General features: G+C 63.6%; 20 protein-coding genes and 1 tRNA gene. 7 read left to right on the top strand and 14 right to left on the bottom strand.

The features are described 5' to 3' along the window. Positions 1 to 44: 44 nt before the first annotated feature. From tolA to mgtE, 4 genes are all read right to left on the bottom strand, one after another. Positions 45 to 893 carry a cell envelope integrity protein TolA gene (tolA, locus tag KMZ29_RS12435; RefSeq protein WP_249779905.1) on the bottom strand — a complete coding sequence of 283 codons (849 nt, stop codon included), beginning with the start codon at positions 891 to 893 and terminating at the stop codon, positions 45 to 47. Beyond that, positions 890 to 1708 carry an aldo/keto reductase gene (locus KMZ29_RS12430; protein WP_215623910.1) on the bottom strand — a complete coding sequence of 273 codons (819 nt, stop codon included), beginning with the start codon at positions 1706 to 1708 and terminating at the stop codon, positions 890 to 892. Before KMZ29_RS12430 ends, tolA begins: the two co-directional genes overlap by 4 nt. A gap of 181 nt (positions 1709 to 1889) precedes the next feature. Continuing rightward, a complete protein-coding gene (locus KMZ29_RS12425; protein WP_215623909.1) occupies positions 1890 to 2192 on the bottom strand; it encodes a helix-turn-helix domain-containing protein in 303 nt (100 codons plus the stop codon). 85 nt (positions 2193 to 2277) lie between these two features. Beyond that, on the bottom strand, positions 2278 to 3699 hold the full coding sequence (mgtE, locus tag KMZ29_RS12420; RefSeq protein ID WP_215623908.1) for a magnesium transporter: 1422 nt from the start codon (positions 3697 to 3699) through the stop codon (positions 2278 to 2280). Positions 3700 to 3826: 127 nt separating this feature from the next. Here mgtE and KMZ29_RS12415 point away from each other — a divergent pair, with 127 nt between their 5' ends. Together KMZ29_RS12415 and KMZ29_RS12410 are read left to right on the top strand one after the other, a co-directional pair. After that, positions 3827 to 4597 carry a polysaccharide deacetylase family protein gene (locus tag KMZ29_RS12415; protein ID WP_215623907.1) on the top strand — a complete coding sequence of 257 codons (771 nt, stop codon included), beginning with the start codon at positions 3827 to 3829 and terminating at the stop codon, positions 4595 to 4597. 89 nt (positions 4598 to 4686) lie between these two features. Then, complete coding sequence (locus KMZ29_RS12410) at positions 4687 to 6051, top strand: polysaccharide deacetylase family protein (protein WP_215623906.1); 1365 nt, start codon at positions 4687 to 4689, stop codon at positions 6049 to 6051. 4 nt (positions 6052 to 6055) lie between these two features. On the opposite strand, the gene KMZ29_RS12405 is transcribed toward KMZ29_RS12410, so the two are convergent. Further along, complete coding sequence (locus KMZ29_RS12405; protein WP_215623905.1) at positions 6056 to 6430, bottom strand: hypothetical protein; 375 nt, start codon at positions 6428 to 6430, stop codon at positions 6056 to 6058. Positions 6431 to 7004: 574 nt separating this feature from the next. Here KMZ29_RS12405 and KMZ29_RS12400 point away from each other — a divergent pair. The 3 genes from KMZ29_RS12400 to KMZ29_RS12390 are packed head-to-tail and all read left to right on the top strand — an operon-like array spanning position 7005 to position 7749. Continuing rightward, a complete protein-coding gene (locus KMZ29_RS12400) occupies positions 7005 to 7148 on the top strand; it encodes a hypothetical protein (protein WP_215623904.1) in 144 nt (47 codons plus the stop codon). A gap of 8 nt (positions 7149 to 7156) precedes the next feature. Then, positions 7157 to 7351, top strand: a complete 195-nt coding sequence (locus KMZ29_RS12395) for a hypothetical protein (RefSeq protein WP_215623903.1) — start codon at positions 7157 to 7159, stop codon at positions 7349 to 7351. Beyond that, positions 7348 to 7749 (top strand): hypothetical protein, encoded by a 402-nt coding sequence (locus KMZ29_RS12390; RefSeq protein ID WP_215623902.1) that lies wholly within the window; start codon positions 7348 to 7350, stop codon positions 7747 to 7749. The genes KMZ29_RS12395 and KMZ29_RS12390 overlap by 4 nt, the downstream gene beginning before the upstream one ends. An 80-nt stretch (positions 7750 to 7829) precedes the next feature. Here the strand turns inward: KMZ29_RS12390 and KMZ29_RS12385 are convergent. Both KMZ29_RS12385 and KMZ29_RS12380 read right to left on the bottom strand, forming a co-directional pair. Further along, positions 7830 to 7914 (bottom strand) — tRNA-Leu (locus tag KMZ29_RS12385). Between the two features lie 149 nt (positions 7915 to 8063). Beyond that, positions 8064 to 8306 (bottom strand): FliM/FliN family flagellar motor switch protein, encoded by a 243-nt coding sequence (locus tag KMZ29_RS12380; RefSeq protein ID WP_029584764.1) that lies wholly within the window; start codon positions 8304 to 8306, stop codon positions 8064 to 8066. Positions 8307 to 8373: 67 nt separating this feature from the next. Here KMZ29_RS12380 and lipB point away from each other — a divergent pair, with 67 nt between their 5' ends. Next, the gene (gene lipB, locus KMZ29_RS12375) at positions 8374 to 9102 is read left to right on the top strand and encodes a lipoyl(octanoyl) transferase LipB (protein WP_215623901.1); all 729 of its coding nucleotides are present in this window, start codon (positions 8374 to 8376) and stop codon (positions 9100 to 9102) included. Positions 9103 to 9203: 101 nt separating this feature from the next. Here the strand turns inward: lipB and KMZ29_RS12370 are convergent. From KMZ29_RS12370 to KMZ29_RS12340, 7 genes are all read right to left on the bottom strand, one after another. Beyond that, a protein-coding gene (locus KMZ29_RS12370) for an IS630 family transposase (protein ID WP_215623900.1) occupies positions 9204 to 10270 on the bottom strand; the annotation gives its coding sequence in 2 pieces (ribosomal slippage) (positions 9204 to 9775 and positions 9775 to 10270; 1068 coding nt in all). Positions 10271 to 10302: 32 nt separating this feature from the next. Further along, positions 10303 to 11004, bottom strand: coding sequence for a DUF6064 family protein (locus tag KMZ29_RS12365; RefSeq protein ID WP_215623899.1), 702 nt, complete (start codon positions 11002 to 11004; stop codon positions 10303 to 10305). A 60-nt stretch (positions 11005 to 11064) separates the two neighbouring features. Beyond that, positions 11065 to 11415, bottom strand: coding sequence for a DUF3147 family protein (locus KMZ29_RS12360; protein WP_215623898.1), 351 nt, complete (start codon positions 11413 to 11415; stop codon positions 11065 to 11067). 12 nt (positions 11416 to 11427) lie between these two features. After that, complete coding sequence (locus KMZ29_RS12355) at positions 11428 to 11730, bottom strand: acylphosphatase (protein ID WP_215623897.1); 303 nt, start codon at positions 11728 to 11730, stop codon at positions 11428 to 11430. Then, a complete protein-coding gene (locus KMZ29_RS12350; RefSeq protein WP_215623896.1) occupies positions 11731 to 12612 on the bottom strand; it encodes an isocitrate lyase/PEP mutase family protein in 882 nt (293 codons plus the stop codon). Positions 12613 to 12796: 184 nt separating this feature from the next. Beyond that, on the bottom strand, positions 12797 to 14812 hold the full coding sequence (locus KMZ29_RS12345; RefSeq protein WP_215623895.1) for an acetyl-CoA carboxylase biotin carboxylase subunit: 2016 nt from the start codon (positions 14810 to 14812) through the stop codon (positions 12797 to 12799). A 236-nt stretch (positions 14813 to 15048) separates the two neighbouring features. Continuing rightward, positions 15049 to 15684: an HAD family hydrolase gene (locus KMZ29_RS12340; RefSeq protein ID WP_215623894.1), complete on the bottom strand. Its 636-nt coding sequence runs from the start codon at positions 15682 to 15684 to the stop codon at positions 15049 to 15051. A gap of 244 nt (positions 15685 to 15928) precedes the next feature. Between KMZ29_RS12340 and KMZ29_RS12335 the strand changes: the two genes are divergently transcribed. Further along, entirely contained in the window at positions 15929 to 16672 is a 744-nt protein-coding gene (locus KMZ29_RS12335; protein WP_215624242.1) for a thermonuclease family protein, read from the top strand. The last annotated feature ends 144 nt before the right edge of the window (positions 16673 to 16816 follow it).

Genomic DNA, 16816 nt, shown 5'->3' with positions numbered 1-16816 from the left:
TCGCGCTTGCGGCGAATTAATTCAACTCCAACCCACCAGCTCGCCTAGCCCGAAAAATCCTGCGGCGTGAAACTGAGGTCGAGCACCTTCCATTCGCCGTACCGGTCCGCCGGCAGCATCGCATAGGGCTGGCATGCCTGCAGCGCGCCGATGGCGCCTTGCATCAGCGCCGGCCCCTTTGCCGACGCGCTGGCTTCGATCAGCACAGGCTCCGCCGCCAGCCTGCCTTCGGGCGACAGGTACACCCGCAGCTTGATCCTGAGGCGGTCCGATGGCGCGATCGATCGCGGCAGCCTCAAGCATGTCCTCAGATGCCGCCGGAACTCCGCGACGAGATTGGATGCGATGTCGGCCGGTACTGACGCGGGAGCGTCGAAGGGATCGCCGGATTTTCCGCCGGATCCCGCCGGGGACAGGTCCTGCGGCAAGCCAAGCACCACTTGATACTTGACGGACAGATCGGGCTCGGCAGGCACGTAGGCCGGCGATGTCGGCTGCGACGGCGGTGGCGGCTGCACTGCCGCCATCTTTCCGGCGGAAGGTGGCGGCGACGGCGCCGCTGGCTCTTGAGACCGAGCGGCCGCCTCTTGCGGGGCGGCGGCCGGTGCCATTGAACTCCCAGCAGCGGATTTCGCCGCGAGGTCGAAGGCATCGGAAGGCTTTGCCTCGGGCGCCAAAGGCGGCTCCGATTTTTTCTCCGCGACTTCCTCTGCGGTGACGATATCGACCGCGATCGGCTCGGCCGTCACCGAACCGAACGGATGCACCTCGCCAAACAGCAGCACCAGCATCAGAACCGACAGATGCGCGATCGCCGATGCCGCGATGCCTGTGCGTATGGTTTGCCTGAGTTCCACTATACTGGAGAATAGCGGACGCCGCGGCAGGCTCAATCCCATTTCGGCGCGAAGCCGTAATCGGTAAGCCGGCCGCTGGCGCTGCCCAGCCCGGAGATCCGGTCCATCTCGTCATCGGACAGCACGAAGTCGAAGATCTCGATATTCTCCGACAGCCGCTCGATCTTCGAGGTCCGCGGTATCGCGGCAACATTCTGCTGCACCAGCCAACGCAGGCAAACCTGCGCGGGCGTCTTGCCGTGGGTTTTTCCGATGGCCGCCAGCGCCGGGTCGGTCTTGATGCGGCCCTTCGCGATCGGGCTATAGGCGACGACGGCCATGCCATGACGGGCGCAAGCCTCCTTCACCTTGGTCTGGTCGAGATAGGGATGGTATTCGACCTGATCGCACACCAGGGGTTCCGGACATGTGGCGACGGCCTCATCGATCAAGGCCACGGTGAAGTTGGAGACGCCGATATGCCTCGCCATGCCGAGTTGCCTGACATGCGCCAGCGCGCCCAGCGTCTCCGAGAGCGGTACCTGCGGATTGGGCCAGTGCAGCAGCAAGAGATCTACTTCGGAGAGCCGCAGCTTGGTCAGGCTTTCCTTGGTGGATCGCTCGAGATCGTTCGGCGCGAAATGCGTGGTCCAGATCTTGGTCGTGACGAACACGTCGTCGCGGCGGATCCGCGACGCGCGCAGGCCCTCGCCGACCTCGCGTTCGTTCTCATAGGCCTGCGCGGTGTCGATGTGGCGATAGCCGAGCCGCATCGCCTGCTCGACCACGCGCGCACAGGTTCGCCCGCGCAATTCCCAGGTGCCGAGCCCGATTGCGGGGATGTTGGCGCCGTTGGCCTCGATGAACTGCATGGACCGATACTCATGCCAAAGCCGGGCGCGATTATGTCCCGCCGGGATCGCTCTGCCAACATCGGCCCGCGAAGTTACGATGGATTGTCAGATCGCGTTCTTAAGATTGTGCGGGCGATCATCCGTTGAAATCGCCTGCCCGGATCAAGCTCTGCTTAATCACGCCTTGATCGGGTCTCGATCAGGTTCTGGCCAAGGCGGCGAAAACCGTCTCGGGAGCGGCGGCGATCACGGCGAGCAGCGCCCGCGCCGGTCCGCGCGGGATGCGTTTGCCCTGCTCCCAGTTGCGGATGGTTTCGACCGGCACCCCGAGCCGCGCGGCGAATTCAAGCTGGGTCAGCCGCGCACGCTGGCGAAGGTCGCGGACCACCGGCGGCGTCGCCTCTGCCGGTGCGGCCGAGATCAAAGCCGGCGCGAGCGGAAACTCCTGCCCGTCCCGCAATTCGACGATCCGTCCGTCCGCCTTCAGCCGTAAGCGCCGCATGTCCGATTCCCTAAGCAGGATTGTCGGCGATGCGCGTTAAGTCTTGATTAACGATACCGGCGCCGTGCGGCGGCTGAAACCCGAGCTATTTCAGCCCGAACCACAGGGTGGCGATGCCGAGGAACGAAAAGAAGCCGACCACGTCGGTAATCGTCGTGACGAAGGTGCCCGATGCCACCGCCGGATCGGCCCGCACCCGCTCCAGCACCATCGGGATCAGAATGCCGCCGAGCGCGCCGGCAACCAGATTGCAGATGATCGCAAGGCCGATCACCACGCCAAGCCCCGGGATCTGGAACCAGGCCACCGCGGCAATCCCGGTGATGACGGCAAAGGCAAGGCCGTTGACGAGGCCGACAAGGCCCTCGCGCATCACCACGCGATAGGCGTTGTTCGCGCCCAGTTCGCGGGTCGCCAGGGCGCGCACAGCGACCGTCATGGTCTGGGTCGCGGCATTGCCGCCCTGGCTGGCGACGATCGGCGCCAGCACCGCCAGCGCCACCATCTTTTCGAGCTGGCCTTCGAACAGGCCGAGCACCGAGGAGGCGAGAAAGGCGGTGGCCAGGTTGACCAGCAGCCAGTTGAAGCGGCCCTTGGCGATGGTCCAGACGCTGTCCGACAGTTCTTCGTCCGACGTGACGCCGCCCAGCGCCTTCAGGTCTTCATCCGCCTCTTCCTCGATCACGTCGACCACGTCGTCGATGGTGATGACGCCGACCAGCCGGTCTTCGGTATCGACGACGGGAGCCGCGACCAGATTGTATTTGCCGAACAGCCGCGCCACCTCCTCCTGGTCGTCCATGACCGAGACGCGGCGGCGGTTCTCGTCGATCAGGTCGGCCAGCGGCACCGGCCGGCGCGCGCGCAACAGCGCATCGAGCGACACGGCGCCCTGCCAATGCTGGGCGGCATCGATGGCGTAGATCTCGTAGAACCGTTCGGGCAGGTCGGGCGTGTCGCGCATGTAGTCGATCGCCTGCCCCACGGTCCAATTGGGCGGCACCGCGATGAATTCGGTCTGCATCCGCCGGCCGGCGGAATTTTCCGGATAGTCCAGGCTGCGCTCGAGCGCGTCGCGCTCCGACGGCGGCAGCTTCTCGAGGATTTCCTCCTGGTCCTCCTCGTCGAGGGCCTCCAGCAGTTCGACGGCGTCGTCGGATTCCAGTTCACGGACGCCCTCCGCGACGGTTTCCGGTTCGAGTTCCTCGAGGATCTCCTCGCGGACGGAGTCGTCGACCTCGTTGAGCGCGGAAAAATCGAAATCGGCGCCGGTCAATTCGACAAGGCTGACGCGGTCTTCGGGTTCAAGCGCCTCGATCAGGTCGCCGAGGTCGGCTTCATGGAGTTCGGCGACGATGGCGCGTAAAAATGCGGCATCGGCCGATTGAACCGCGCGCGCGATTTCCGCGACGAATTCGTGACGAATCCCGCCATGTTCGTCGCGCATCGGGTAACGGTCGAGCAACGACGCGTCGGCGGCCTGGGCAGTGTCGATATCTTCGGCCATACCGCGCCTCGCCGTTTGACAGAATTCGCGAACTCGTCAGAGTTATCGCTTGACGCAATACCCAATCGGCAACACCTAGCGCAATGACAAATACGCGCGGACGAGCATGGGCACTGAACTGATGAAGATGCTGGGAATCGCGCTCGTCGCCTCGATCGCGTGGGCCACGGCGGCGCAGGCGGCGGACTGTCCGCGCCCAGGGACGCTCGGCACTTGGCGCGTTCTGACCGTCGATCCCGCCGCCACGCCGCGGGTGGGCCTGAAGAGCTTTCCGCAGACCCTGCCGCTGGCAGATCACGAGGTCATGCTGACCTTCGATGACGGCCCGTGGCCCGCGACGACGTCGCGGGTGCTGGCGGCGTTGGCGCAGGAATGCGTGCGCGCGACCTTTTTCCTGATCGGCAAGTCGGCATCGGAGCATCCAGCCCTGGTTCGGCGTATCGCAGCTGAAGGCCACACCATCGGCCACCACACCTGGACGCACCGCAACCTCAAATACGCGAAGCCGGCTGATGCCGAGGCTGAAATCGACAAAGGCATCGCCGCCGTCGAGAAGGCGCTTCACGGGGCCGCAGCGTCGACCCCGAGTACGCCATTTTTTCGTTTTCCCTACTTTGAGATGACCCCTCAGGCGCTCGAGAAATTGGAGTCGCGGCGAATTGCGGTGTTCGGCGCCGACCTGTGGGCAAGCGACTGGAATCCCATGCCCCCGCAGGAGCAATTGAAGCTGCTTACCGACCGCCTCAAGGCCGCCGGCAAGGGCATCATCCTGCTGCACGACCCCAAGGCGCAGACCGCGGCCATGCTGCCGGCCTTTTTGCGCTATCTCCATGATAATCGCTATCGAGTGGTTCATCTGGAGCCGGCGCGCAGCGTCGGGCTCGCCCGCGTCCCCTAGGCTGGAATTATGTGCGAAAATCGGGCAATTAAGGCTGCGTTCATGGCGCGGCATGTAATTATTCGCGTAAACGGAAATGACGGTGTCGCATGATCGGTAATGTGTTGCATGAAGTCCGGACCCGGCACCGGATCGCGCTGTGGCTGGGGCTGCTCGCCTGCACAACCGCGCAGGCGGCGTCGGCCGCCGATTGCCCGGGGCATCCCGATGCGCTCGGCACCTCGCGAACCCTGGTGGTCGATCCGAAGGATCATCCCCGCATCGGCACCATGCAATATGGCGAAACCCTGCCGCTTGCGGACGGCGAGGTGGTGCTGACCTTCGACGACGGGCCGCTGCCGCGGCACAGCAACCAGATTCTGCAAATCCTCGCTTCGCAATGCGTGAAGGCGACCTTCTTCCTGGTCGGCCGTCAGGCCCAGGCCAATCCGGAAGGCGTCCGCAAGGTCCGCGACGCCGGTCATACCGTCGCAACCCACAGCCAAAATCATCCGACCAACATGCACCGCTTGCCGATCGAACGCGCCCGGCAGGAGATCGACGAAGGCATTGCGTCGGTATCCGCGGCGCTGGGAGACGGCAGTGCGCCGGCTCCGTTCTTTCGTTTTCCCGGTCTAGCGCGCGCCGACGGGACCGAGGAATACGCCGCATCGAGGGGCGCCCAGGTCTGGAGCGCCGACTTTCCGGCCGACGACTGGCGGCCTGTTTCCTCGTCGCGGGTCTACGAACTCGCGATGCAACGGCTGCAGGCCAAGGGAAAAGGCATTCTCTTGCTCCACGACATCCAGGCGCGAACGGTCGCCGCCTTGCCGAAGATCCTGCATGAGCTGAAAGCGCGCGGCTATCGCGTCGTGCACGTGGTGCCGGCCACTTCGGAGCTGGCCGCGACGCCGACCGAGCCGCAGCAATGGCTGTTGCACCCGCCATCGGAAAACGTCGCGATCTCGCGCTGGCCGAAGATTCCCAAATTCGTTTTTGCCGAGACCGGGATGCTGCCGGCCCCAGCGGTGTCCGATTCGTACTGGAATGATGACTGGCCGGCGCCGCTCGATCGCGCCAAAGCCAAAGGGCGCGCGGGCGCCGTTCCGCTGTCGCGGCAGGCGCCTTGGCCCCGGCAAATGCCGCTGCCGCTGCAAAGCACCGCCATCGCCCTGCCCGTGCCGGCCCACAGCGTTTTCGAACTCCGGGATCGGCCGCAGCTGGCGGCCCGGGCTGTCGCGCTCCCGTCGCGCCGCGCCCAAAAAATGGCATCTGCTAGGCATGGCAAGGCTGGCGTGCAGCAGGTCTCGACGGAGGCTGGCGCGTCCCGGCGGGCGGTCGCCGGAAAGCCGCATCCCGGAGGCGTCAGCCGAGCGGCCGTGTCACACACCACCGATCGCGCGGGCCAGCATGCGGCACAGCCCGGCCGGCGTTCCCTGAAGCGGTTGGTTCAGGTCAAGAAAGGGAGCGTGTGACGGATCAATCCGTCACGATCTTCGCCACGCAAAGCAGCATGACCATGGCGAGGAAGAACAGGTCGATATAGGACTTCGCCTCGCCGTCACGGCGCAGCGCCCCCACCTCAACGACGATTTGTTTGCGCGCGGAGGCCGCGGCAGGGCCTTCCGCCGCCAGCTCCGCGAGGCGGCGTGCCACGAGCTCGAGCCGCTCGATCTTCTGGAAGAAGTGGAACGAACGCAGCGCCGAGATCGCGCGCATCGAAGCGTAGACCAGCACCAGGATCGCGATGATCGCGCGGTGCTGATATTTCTCCACATGATTCAGGCTGTAATAGACCAGCGCCAGAAAAGCGAAGTTGGAGACGATCCGGTAGATGTAGCCTAGGATCTTCATGCGTGTGATCCGATCGATAGTCAGCCTGGCATTTGAGCGAACGCAATTTGGGAATGACCGCCGGCGGCTGGTATCGCTGGCCAAACTCCCGCTTCCGTCGATCTATGCCGACTTCGTACTGTACGGCGACGCCCATGCCGTTCGGCACCGGCGGTTGGACACCGGCGCACAGGCTTAACGGGCCAATGCTTTCATTTGCGTTTCCCGCCGGCGCCCCCGCGGTCAGCCTGCATGATTTTGGCGCCGGCTGACCCGTGGCGCCTGCGCTTCGGTGGCTCCGGCCTGGATTTATCCGATTCACGCTTGCCCGAATTTGCCGCGTTCGCGATTTTTGCGTGCATTTCGAGTGCAAGGACGACAACAAAGAGAGAAATTTCGCGCGCCGTGAACGTATTACAGCCTCTTTTTTGGTAATGTTAACAGGGCATTACTTGTGCTAAATGATTCCGTAGCTGCGATACTGACGGTCTGATTTCATTAACCTTTGCGATGGCCTTTTGAATTACGTTGAAAAATTCGATTCTGGGTCGTTCGGCGGCCAGGGTTCGTCCCCCGGCGCGTTGCGGTCTCGGACGTGACCAGCACGGTGATCGAGGCTGTCACCCCGGCCGGCGATCTGTCCGACAGCGGGACGATCGCGTTCACCGATGTCGACCTCACCGATACCCACAGCATCAGCCCGACCATCGTGGCCTCGCCCGGGGCGCTGGGTACGTGACCGCAAGCGTGACCACGGACACCACCGGCTCCGGCCTCGGTGGCGTGGTGAGCTGGAATTACAGCATCGCGGCCTCGGCGGTGGAATACCTCGCGGAGAACGAGATCAGGATCGAGCAGTTCACATCACGCTGGACGACGGCAATGGCGGCACCATCGATCGAACCATCGATGTCACCATCACCGGCACCAATGACGCGGTGACCATCAATTCGATCGCGCCGCAGAATCTTATCGAGCAGACCGACACGAGCCCGCTGACGGCGGCCATTCCGGTCACGTTCACCGATGCGGATTTGCAGGATGGCCACACCGCTCAAATTACCCACGTCTCGGCCAGCGGGGTAACGGGAGGCTTCGCTGCAATGGACGATGCGGCGTTGATCGCACTGATGATAACGGGAGCCGTGGTCGAACCGACGGGATCGTCACCCGGCTCGCTCGGTCTCAACTTTGCCGCGGATTCCACAGTGTTCGATTATCTCGAAGACACTGAGGTCGTGACGGTGGCCTATACGCTCGAGATCGACGACCTTCATGGCGGTGTGACGCCCCAGACCTCTTACGTCCATATCACCGGCGTCACCGACCTTCTGATCTGACGGAAGGACGCGGCAGACCGTTCCCGGGCCAAATCGGAACGGCCCAGCTGTGGAAACCCAGCCATTTCAAAGTCGATTGATGGTGCGCTCGGAGGGACTCGAACCCCCACGATGTTACTCACTGCCACCTCAAGGCAGCGCGTCTACCAATTCCGCCACGAGCGCTTTGTTGGGATCGGCGCAGGACGCGCCAGACCGGATCAACGGCGCGGGATGTAACAAATCAATGGTGGGGGGACAAGGCCTGCCGGCGCGTGATTGGGCCCGGCCGAAAGCTGTGGAAATGCAGGGGAATCTTGGCCCGGAGGGCTGGCTTACCGGGTGCCCGGCGATTTCGGCAGCATCTGCTTGACCTCCACCGCGATCCGGTTGCGGTCGACCAGCACGACGCCGCTGGCGATCGGCAGGTTGTTGGCGAGGATCTTGACCTCGTCCGCCTCGGTGGCGTCCAGTTCGATGATGGCGCCACGGCTGAGCCGCATTACCTGATGGATGGGCATCGTGGTGGTGCCGAGCACCACCATGAGGTCGACGCTGACTTTATCGAGGGTTGGCACTGGCGACCCGGACTGACTGACAGAGGCAAAATTGCTGGTTTTGAGATCACCACGTTATGGTTAGCCAATGGTTAATGACCGCCAAAACCTCGATTTGACGCCGTTTGCGGGCCCTTCCGGCGCGGGCGCGGTCGAATGGCTGATCTCGGACGTGCCGGTGCCGTATCCGGAGGCCGTGGCGGCCATGGAGGCGCGAGTCGCGGCGATTGCGGCCCATGAGGCCCCCGAACTGGTCTGGCTGCTGGAACACCCCCCGCTCTACACCTCCGGAACCAGCGGCCGGGATGCCGACCTGCTCGACCCCCGTTTTCCGCTGTTCGCCACCGGGCGCGGCGGCCAGCTCACCTATCACGGCCCCGGCCAGCGGGTGGCTTATGTGATGCTCGACCTGAAACGACGGCGGCCCGACGTGCGAGCCTATGTCGCGGGCCTCGAGCAATGGATCATCCGGACGCTTGCGGCCTTCAACGTGCGCGGCGAGCGCCGCGAGGACCGGGTCGGGGTCTGGGTCAAGCGGCCGGACAAGGGCCCAGGACATGAAGACAAGATCGCCGCCATCGGGGTGCGGCTGCGGCGCTGGGTGTCGTTCCACGGCATCGCGATCAACGTGGAACCCGACCTGACCCATTTCCAGGCCATAGTGCCCTGCGGCATCGCCGATCCGCGCTACGGCGTCACCAGCCTTGCCGATCTCGGCCATCTCGCAAGCATGGCGGATGTCGACATCGCGCTCCGGCAGGCCTTCGCCGAGGTGTTTGGATCGGTGGAGGCGCCCATGCCGGAAGCGACCATCTAACAGCCCGGCGACACCATCGGCACTGTCAATCCGCGATCCCCGGGCATCGTCTGGAATCATGCCGCGCAATCGAGGTTCAGGCTGTTCTGATACCAACGGCCCTAAACATTGACTGTTGCCCATGTTCGGGTTGTGATTGATGCGATGCGCTTTGGATCTTGTTCAAAGAAGTTCCATGCACCGCAGGTTTTATCAACGATATCGTCGTAATCGTCGAAGACGGTGATCGCGAGTTTGTTGCCGCGCAGATATTCCCAGACGTTTTCGATCGGATTGAGTTCAGGGGCGTATGGTGGCAGCCGCACGAGAGTGATGTTGTCGGGGATCGTGAGCGCGGCAGCGATGTGATAGCCGGCGCCATCGAGGACGAGAGCGGCGTGGCTACCTGCCGCCACCTTGCGGCCAATCGCAGTCAGATGCAGCGACATGGTCTCGGCGTTCGCCGCCGGCATGACCAGCCCTGCTGCGACGCGACGTTGCGGACAGGCCGCGCCGAACAGGTAGACCCAGTCGTAGCGTTGGTCGTGCGGCGCGCGGGGCCTCGTTCCACGCTTGGCCCAGACGCGGGTCAGCGTGCCCTGCTGGCCGATCCGGGCCTCATCCTGGAACCAGATTTCGATCGGCTTGCCTTTGGCACGGTCGGGGATTTGCGCCGTGACTGTCGCGGCGAATTTTTTTTAAACGTCTCCTGGGCTTCTTCGTCAGCCTGTGGGTGGCGGGGCCTTACCGACAGTTTGCGGTAGCCGAGCTTGGCCAGAACCTTCCCGATCGAACGCTCGTGGAGCGCAACACCGAAGCGCCGCTGCAATTCGTCGCGCAGATCGACCCGCCGCCAACGCACTACCCCGTGCACCGCAGGGTCGGGGCCGGCCTCGACAAGCTCGGCCAATTCGGCCTGCTGCCGCGCCGTGAGTTTTGATCCGGGACCTGGCGACTTGAGATTGCGAAGCCCGGCCAGTCCCGCGGCGTTGTAACGGTGCACCCAGTCCCGCAAGGTCTGACGGTCCATACCGCAGGTTTCGGCCGCCGTTTTGCGGTCCAGGCCATCGAGAACCAGCGCAAGCGCAAGTATCCGACGCGCCGCGGCACTATTCTTCTCCCCGCTCGCCGCCTTGCGAAGCTCCGAAGCCGTCAGATCAAGTCGGGTGATCGATACCGCCGCTCCCATCGAGGCCGCTCCTCTCAAAAGCAAGCATCGAGTCAGAGTTTCACTGATTTGGGAATCCCAAATGAGTCAAAGTTTCGGGCCGTTGGTATGACACCCTGTATCGCCCGCCGGTCGCAGACCACCATCAGAGGCACCGCGATGCAGCCGCTGAGCAGGAGAAGCCAGTCTTGCGGCACGTTGAGAAGGATGGCGGCGCTGCCGCCGATCAACGACCAGACAACGGGAATAACGAGAAGCCCGCGCAGTACCGGACCCACCGTCAGCAGCAGCATCCCGAAGGTGAAGATCGTCACCGGGCACGGCGTGACGCCAAACATCGGCATCGCAGGATAAGGATGGCCTGTCGCCACGCCGATCAATGGATAGACGGCGGCGGCGTAGGCCACGAACGCCGCACCCGCCCAAGCCGCCAGGCCGCGGCGCAGGCCGAAACGAAGTTGATGGCGATACACGCCGGCATAGATGAAATAGCAGCCCTGGACCATGAACAGCGCGGCAAAGACATAGGCGGCCTTGTTGATCACGGCGAACCAAATCCCGTGATAGAAAAATCCGGTCCACAGCCACATCGCCGCCAGAATACCGGCGATAACGCGATCTGACGCCGGTGTTGTCAGGAACAGCGATGTGACCGCGATGCCGCCGAGCAGATAGGCTGCGATCTGGATCGGCCAGATCGCATGATTGTAGTTCACGAACACGATGAGGAATTGCTCGGGCGTAAAGGGCAGCATGGATCGGCTTCCATGTTTCGATAGCACACAGCCACGGCGGTCTAGCGGTTCGACCTGACGTCAGAGACTGATCCCGGACTTGGACAGAGCCCATGCGGTGACGAGGTACAGCGCCATCGTCAGCACGCAGCTTGCGCCAATGCTCGGCCAAAAGCCCACACCGGCCCGCAGCATCGCAGGCAACACCAGGAACATCGGAAGCGATGGCAGCACATACCAAAAGGTCGACTGGGCATGATCGGCAATGCGCTCGATATCTCCGGTATCGCGCCAGAGCCAAAGGATACCCAGCAAGGACACCAAAGGCAGTGACACGACCAGCGCGCCGAGAGCAGGACTGCGCCTTGCCACTTCGGAAACAATCGCGACGATCAGTCCCGACAACAGGCATTTGACAATGAAGTACGTCATGCGTGACCTATCCTAGATCGTCGGCAGCACCGAAAACCGCTCGCCCGGCCGCCGCAAATTCAGCGCGTCGGAACCGGCGGGTTCTTCCGTCACGGACTCGACGCGCGCCGATGACGGACCACGCCGGCATGCTGCGATCAAATCCGCCACGACATCCGCCGGCCCGGCAAACAGCGCCTCGACGCTGCCGTCCCTGCGGTTGCGCACCCATCCCTCCAGACTTTGCACCCCCCTCGCCCGGTGCTCGACCCAGGCCCGATAACCGACCCCCTGCACCCGGCCCCGCACCGTCACCTGACGGATCGCGCCGCTCATCTAATTCTTGAGCCCCAAGTTCTTGAGACCCAGGAATTCGGCGCTGCGCGCCTTTACATCCGCCTCACGCATGACGCGGCCGGTTAGTCCGGACGAGGCAAGGCCTTTCAAGGCCTTGGGCGACTGGCCCTCGCGCAACGCTTTAAGCGTCTCGTAAACAGCTAACGTAGCGGCGGCGAACGGCGCATGGCCTTGCAGGGCGATCCGCACCCTTTGGCCCGCGAGGTAAGCGGGCTCGGTCATCTCCTCGGGCGCGCCGCCCAGCACGATTGGTAGCCGGGTGGCGGCTGCGATGGCTTCCAGTTCGCCCCGCGTATTCACCCCCGTGAAGAACAAGGCATCGACGCCGGTCGCCTCATAGGCCCGGGCGCGCGCGATCGCATCCTCGATCGAGGTCACCGACACCGCCCCGGTGCGCCCCATGATGACGAGTGAGGGATCGCCGCGCCCGTCCAGCGCCGCCTTCATCTTGCCGACGCCCTCCTCCAGCGAAATCAGCTGAGTTTTCGTCTCCCCGCAAGCCTGCGGCAGCAGGGTATCCTCGATGGTGAGGCCGGCGGCGCCCGCTGCCTCCAGTTCCTGCACCGTGCGTCGGACATTGAGCGCGTTACCGTAGCCATGGTCGGCATCGACCAGCACCGGCAAGCTTGCCGCGCGCGACATCCGGCGCATCTGTTCGGCCAGTTCGGTCAGCGTAATCAGCGCGATGTCGGGATCCCCTAACACCGCGAGCGAAGCCACCGAACCGCCGAACATGCCGAGCTCGAAACCGAGGTCCTCAGCGATACGGATCGAAACCGCGTCATAGACCGAGCCGGGGCGGATGCACGCCGATCCCGACAGGATCGAGCGCAAAGCTTCGCGGCGCTTCCGGAAGGCCATTTGTCACCTCTATTGAACTTCGTCATTCCGGGATGGTGCGCAAGCACCAGACCCCAGGTGCGCAATTGCGCACCGGGGAATCTCGAGATTCTCCGATGTGCAATTGCACATCGTAGTTCGACGCGGAGCCTGTCATCGGGCGCGCATTCGCGCGATCCGTTGGCATCGCCCCGGAATGACGGCATCAGGAGAATTCCAGGATCAGCGCATCCACCGCCAGCGTGGCGCCGGCGGCGGCGTGGATCTTCTTGACCGTGCCGTCGCGCTCAGCGCGCAGCACGTTCTGCATCTTCATCGCTTCCACCACGGCCAATGTTTCGCCGGCCTTGACTTCCTGGCCTTCGGCCACCGCGATCGACACCACCAGTCCTGGCATCGGACACAGCAGTTTCTTGCCGGTATCGGATGCGGTCGCAATCGGCATCAGCCGCGCCGCCGTCGCCTCGGATTCGGTGAAGACATTGACCGCGACCTCGAACCCCTGATGCGCGAGGCGGATGCCGTTGGGGATCGGGCGCACCTGCATCGCCACCAGATGGCCGTCGATGGTGCCCTGCCAAACCGGATCGCCCGGCGTCCACGGCGAGACCAGATGATGCGGATTGCGCGGTGTGCCGTCGGCATCGACGAAGCGCACCACGATACCGCTGGCTTCGCGGACGATATCGAGCGCGATCTCGTTGCGGTCGAGCCAGACCGCGCGGCGGCGCTCGCGCTGCACCAGCCGGCCGGTCAGCTGGCCGGAAATCTGCCGCTTGCGCTCGCCGAGCACATGGTCGATGGCGGCGCCGACCGCGGCCAGCCTGCGGGCGATCTCGCCTTCGGGCACGCGAACCGCAAAACCCTTCGGAAATTCCTCAGCGATGAAGCCGGTGGAAAGCTTGCCGCCGCGCCAGCGCGGATGATTCATCAGCGCCGACAGGAACGGAATGTTGTGCCGAATGCCCTCGACGTAAAATGAATCGAGCGCGGTCGACTGCGCCTCGATGGCGGCGGCGCGCGATGGCGCGTGCGTCACCAGCTTGGCGATCATCGGATCGTAGAAGATCGAGATCTCGCCGCCTTCCTGCACGCCGGTATCGTTGCGGACAGTGATGCCGTCGATCGAGCTCTCGATCGGCGGACGGTATTTCACCAGCCGCCCGATCGAGGGCAGGAAGTTGCGGAACGGGTCTTCCGCATAGACCCGCGATTCGACCGCCCACCCAGTCAGCGTGACGTCCTTTTGCGCCAGCGACAGTTTTTCGCCCGCCGCCACCCGGATCATCTGCTCGACCAGATCGATGCCGGTGACCAATTCGGTCACGGGATGCTCGACCTGCAGCCGCGTGTTCATCTCCAGGAAGTAGAAGCTCTTGTCCTGCCCGGCGACGAATTCGACGGTGCCGGCGGAATCGTAGTTCACCGCTTTGGCGAGCGCGACCGCCTGCTCGCCCATCTGGCGGCGGGTGGTCTCGTCCAGTAGCGGCGACGGCGCTTCCTCGATCACCTTCTGATTGCGGCGCTGGATCGAACACTCGCGCTCGCCGAGATAGACCACGTTGCCGTGCTTATCCCCTAACACCTGGATTTCGATGTGGCGGGGATCGACGATGAATTTCTCGATGAACACGCGGTCGTCGCCGAACGACGATTTGGCTTCCGCCTTCGCGAGCCCGAAACCTTCGGCGACTTCCGACGTCGAATGTGCGATCCGCATGCCCTTGCCACCGCCGCCGGCGGAAGCCTTGATCATCACGGGATAGCCGATGGCGTCGGCGATCTTCACCGCATGCTTTTCGTCCTCGATGACGCCGAGGAAACCGGGTACCGTCGAGACGTCGGCCTTGGCAGCCGCCTTCTTGGACTCGATCTTGTCGCCCATCGCGGCGATCGCGCCGGCATTGGGACCGATGAAGACGATCCCGGCCTCGCTGAGCGCCCGCGGGAAGGATTCTCGCTCCGACAGGAACCCGTAGCCGGGATGCACGGCCTCGGCGCCGGACTTGCGACAGGCCTCGATGATCTTCTCCATCACGAGGTAGCTTTCGGCCGCCGCCGGTGATCCGATCAATACGGCATCGTCCGCCATTTCCACATGCAGCGCGTCCCGGTCGGCCTCGGAATAGACCGCGACCGTATCGATCCCCATACGGCGGGCGGTCTTGATGATCCGGCAGGCGATCTCGCCGCGGTTGGCGATCAGAATTCGTTTGAACATGTTTTCTTGCTTGCAACCTTTGGGCGGGATCCTCACCCGCAATCTGGCATGCGGGGGCGGCGGTAACAATTCCCCGTCGTACAGCAAAACTCAACGGAGGCAACGGTTTATGAGACCGAAATCCGCCTTGGAACGGGATTTAATATCCGATCCGGCCCCGTCGCAGGGCAGACAAACAGGCAAAATCCCGTATCGAGACAAAGGGCCTTCTTGAACGTCGCCCCGAAGGGGCTCGATTAACCGGTGTGATTGAGCAATCCCCGGGGCGTGGCGCAAACATGATGCGCTCCCGCATCGCGCAGTTCCGCTTCACTGCCGTAGCCGTAGAGGACGCCGACGGCGGTCATTCCGTTGTTTCTCGCGCCAACCATGTCGTAGCTGCGGTCTCCGATCATCATGGCCTGAGACGGGTCGATGCGCATGGACTGCAGGGCATGGCCCAACAGGTCAGTCTTGTCGGAACGCGTGCCATCCAGTTCGGCACCGAAAACGCGTTCGAAATAGACCCGCAATTTGAAGTGATCGATAATGCGCTCGGCATAGATGTTGGCTTTGCTGGTCGCCACAAACAGGCGCCGGCCCGACCGGGCCAGCGCGGACAAGGTGTCCTCGATGCCGGGATAGACGTGGTTTTCGAAGATACCGATGTCGGCGAACCGCTCACGATAAAGCGACAGCGCCCTGTCGGCCAGATCGTCGGCGCCGAGCAGCTTTTTCAGGCTGGCATGCAGCGGCGGGCCGATGCACCAGGTCAATTCATCTTCCGCCGGAACCGCCCGATCGAGCCTGGCGAGAGCATATTGGATCGAACGGGTAATTCCGGGTTTTGGATCCGTCAGCGTCCCGTCGAGATCGAAATAGATGGCGTTCATCCTGCCCAACACTCCCGCCACGGTGCGCACCGCCAATACCGGATTCTTGTCCCGACGTCGGCTGCGCAGTCCGGTTATTCCCAACTTTGGCAGCGAAAGCGCGCCTCGACGACCAAGAGGCCCCTCGATCAGCGCGCGGACTTACCATAACGTTTCCCGCAGATTCCGGGGCCGCAGTCCGGCGCGCCGCGACGGATGCAACAATCCGTTCGCAAAGCAAAACCAAATAGAGGCAACGGTCAATATGCGCTTTCTTATCTTGATCCTCGCGGTCTTCTCGGCAAGCCATAGCTGGGCCGCCAGCGCCGTCGTCAAGGACGGCGGCACGCTTCAGCTCGCCGGCGTCACCTACCGGCTCGACGGAATCGATGCCCCTGAGCTCGACCAGATGTGCATCGACGAGCACGCCGATACCTGGGCTTGCGGCGCTGAAGCGCGCGATCAACTGGCCAAATTGAGCGGCGGCCGCGAGATCCGCTGCGGCGATCTGGGTGCGGATCCGGCCTACAAGAAGCGGCGCATCGGCGTTTGCACCGTTGTGGGCGAAACCACCAGCTTGAACCAGCTCGTGGTGCGCCAAGGCTTCGCGCTGAATTTCGATCCCGCCGCAAAGGGACGCTTCAGGGAGGACGAAGCCGGCGCCAAGGACAGACGCCAGGGACTTTGGAAAGGCTGCTTTGTCGCGCCGTCCGAATTCCGCCGCGGGCGGAAGGACGGCGCCTTGCTCGGCGATTCCTGCAGGACGGACAAAGACCGCGAGATACGCGCGGTGCTGTTTCCCGAGCAACCGGTGATGCCGTCGGGATGCAACATCAAGGGTAAATTTGCCGTGCGCGCCCGCGTCACCGGCAATCGCGGTGTCTATCACTTGCAGGGCTGCCGCAGCTACCCTGGTTTGACGGAGCCGGACCGCTGGTTCTGCTCGGAGGAAGATGCCCAGGCTGCGGGATTTCGGAAGGCGTATAATTGCGGCGCGAAAGGTAAGTGACGGATAGCCGGGCTCCGGAAGAGCGCGAAGGAAACCGTAAAACCATTGCGCGGGGAATGCCGGGTGATTCCGGTGTGACCTGACTAACGCGTGTGCGCGCTACCACTATCATTGCACACGCGGCTATCGGGCGCATCGGGCGCC

Source organism: Bradyrhizobium sediminis, assembly GCF_018736085.1.
Classification (GTDB): Bacteria; Pseudomonadota; Alphaproteobacteria; order Rhizobiales; family Xanthobacteraceae; genus Bradyrhizobium; species Bradyrhizobium sediminis.
The sequence above is the reverse complement of the archived record's forward strand: the minus strand, read 5'-3'. Positions and strand labels throughout refer to the sequence as shown.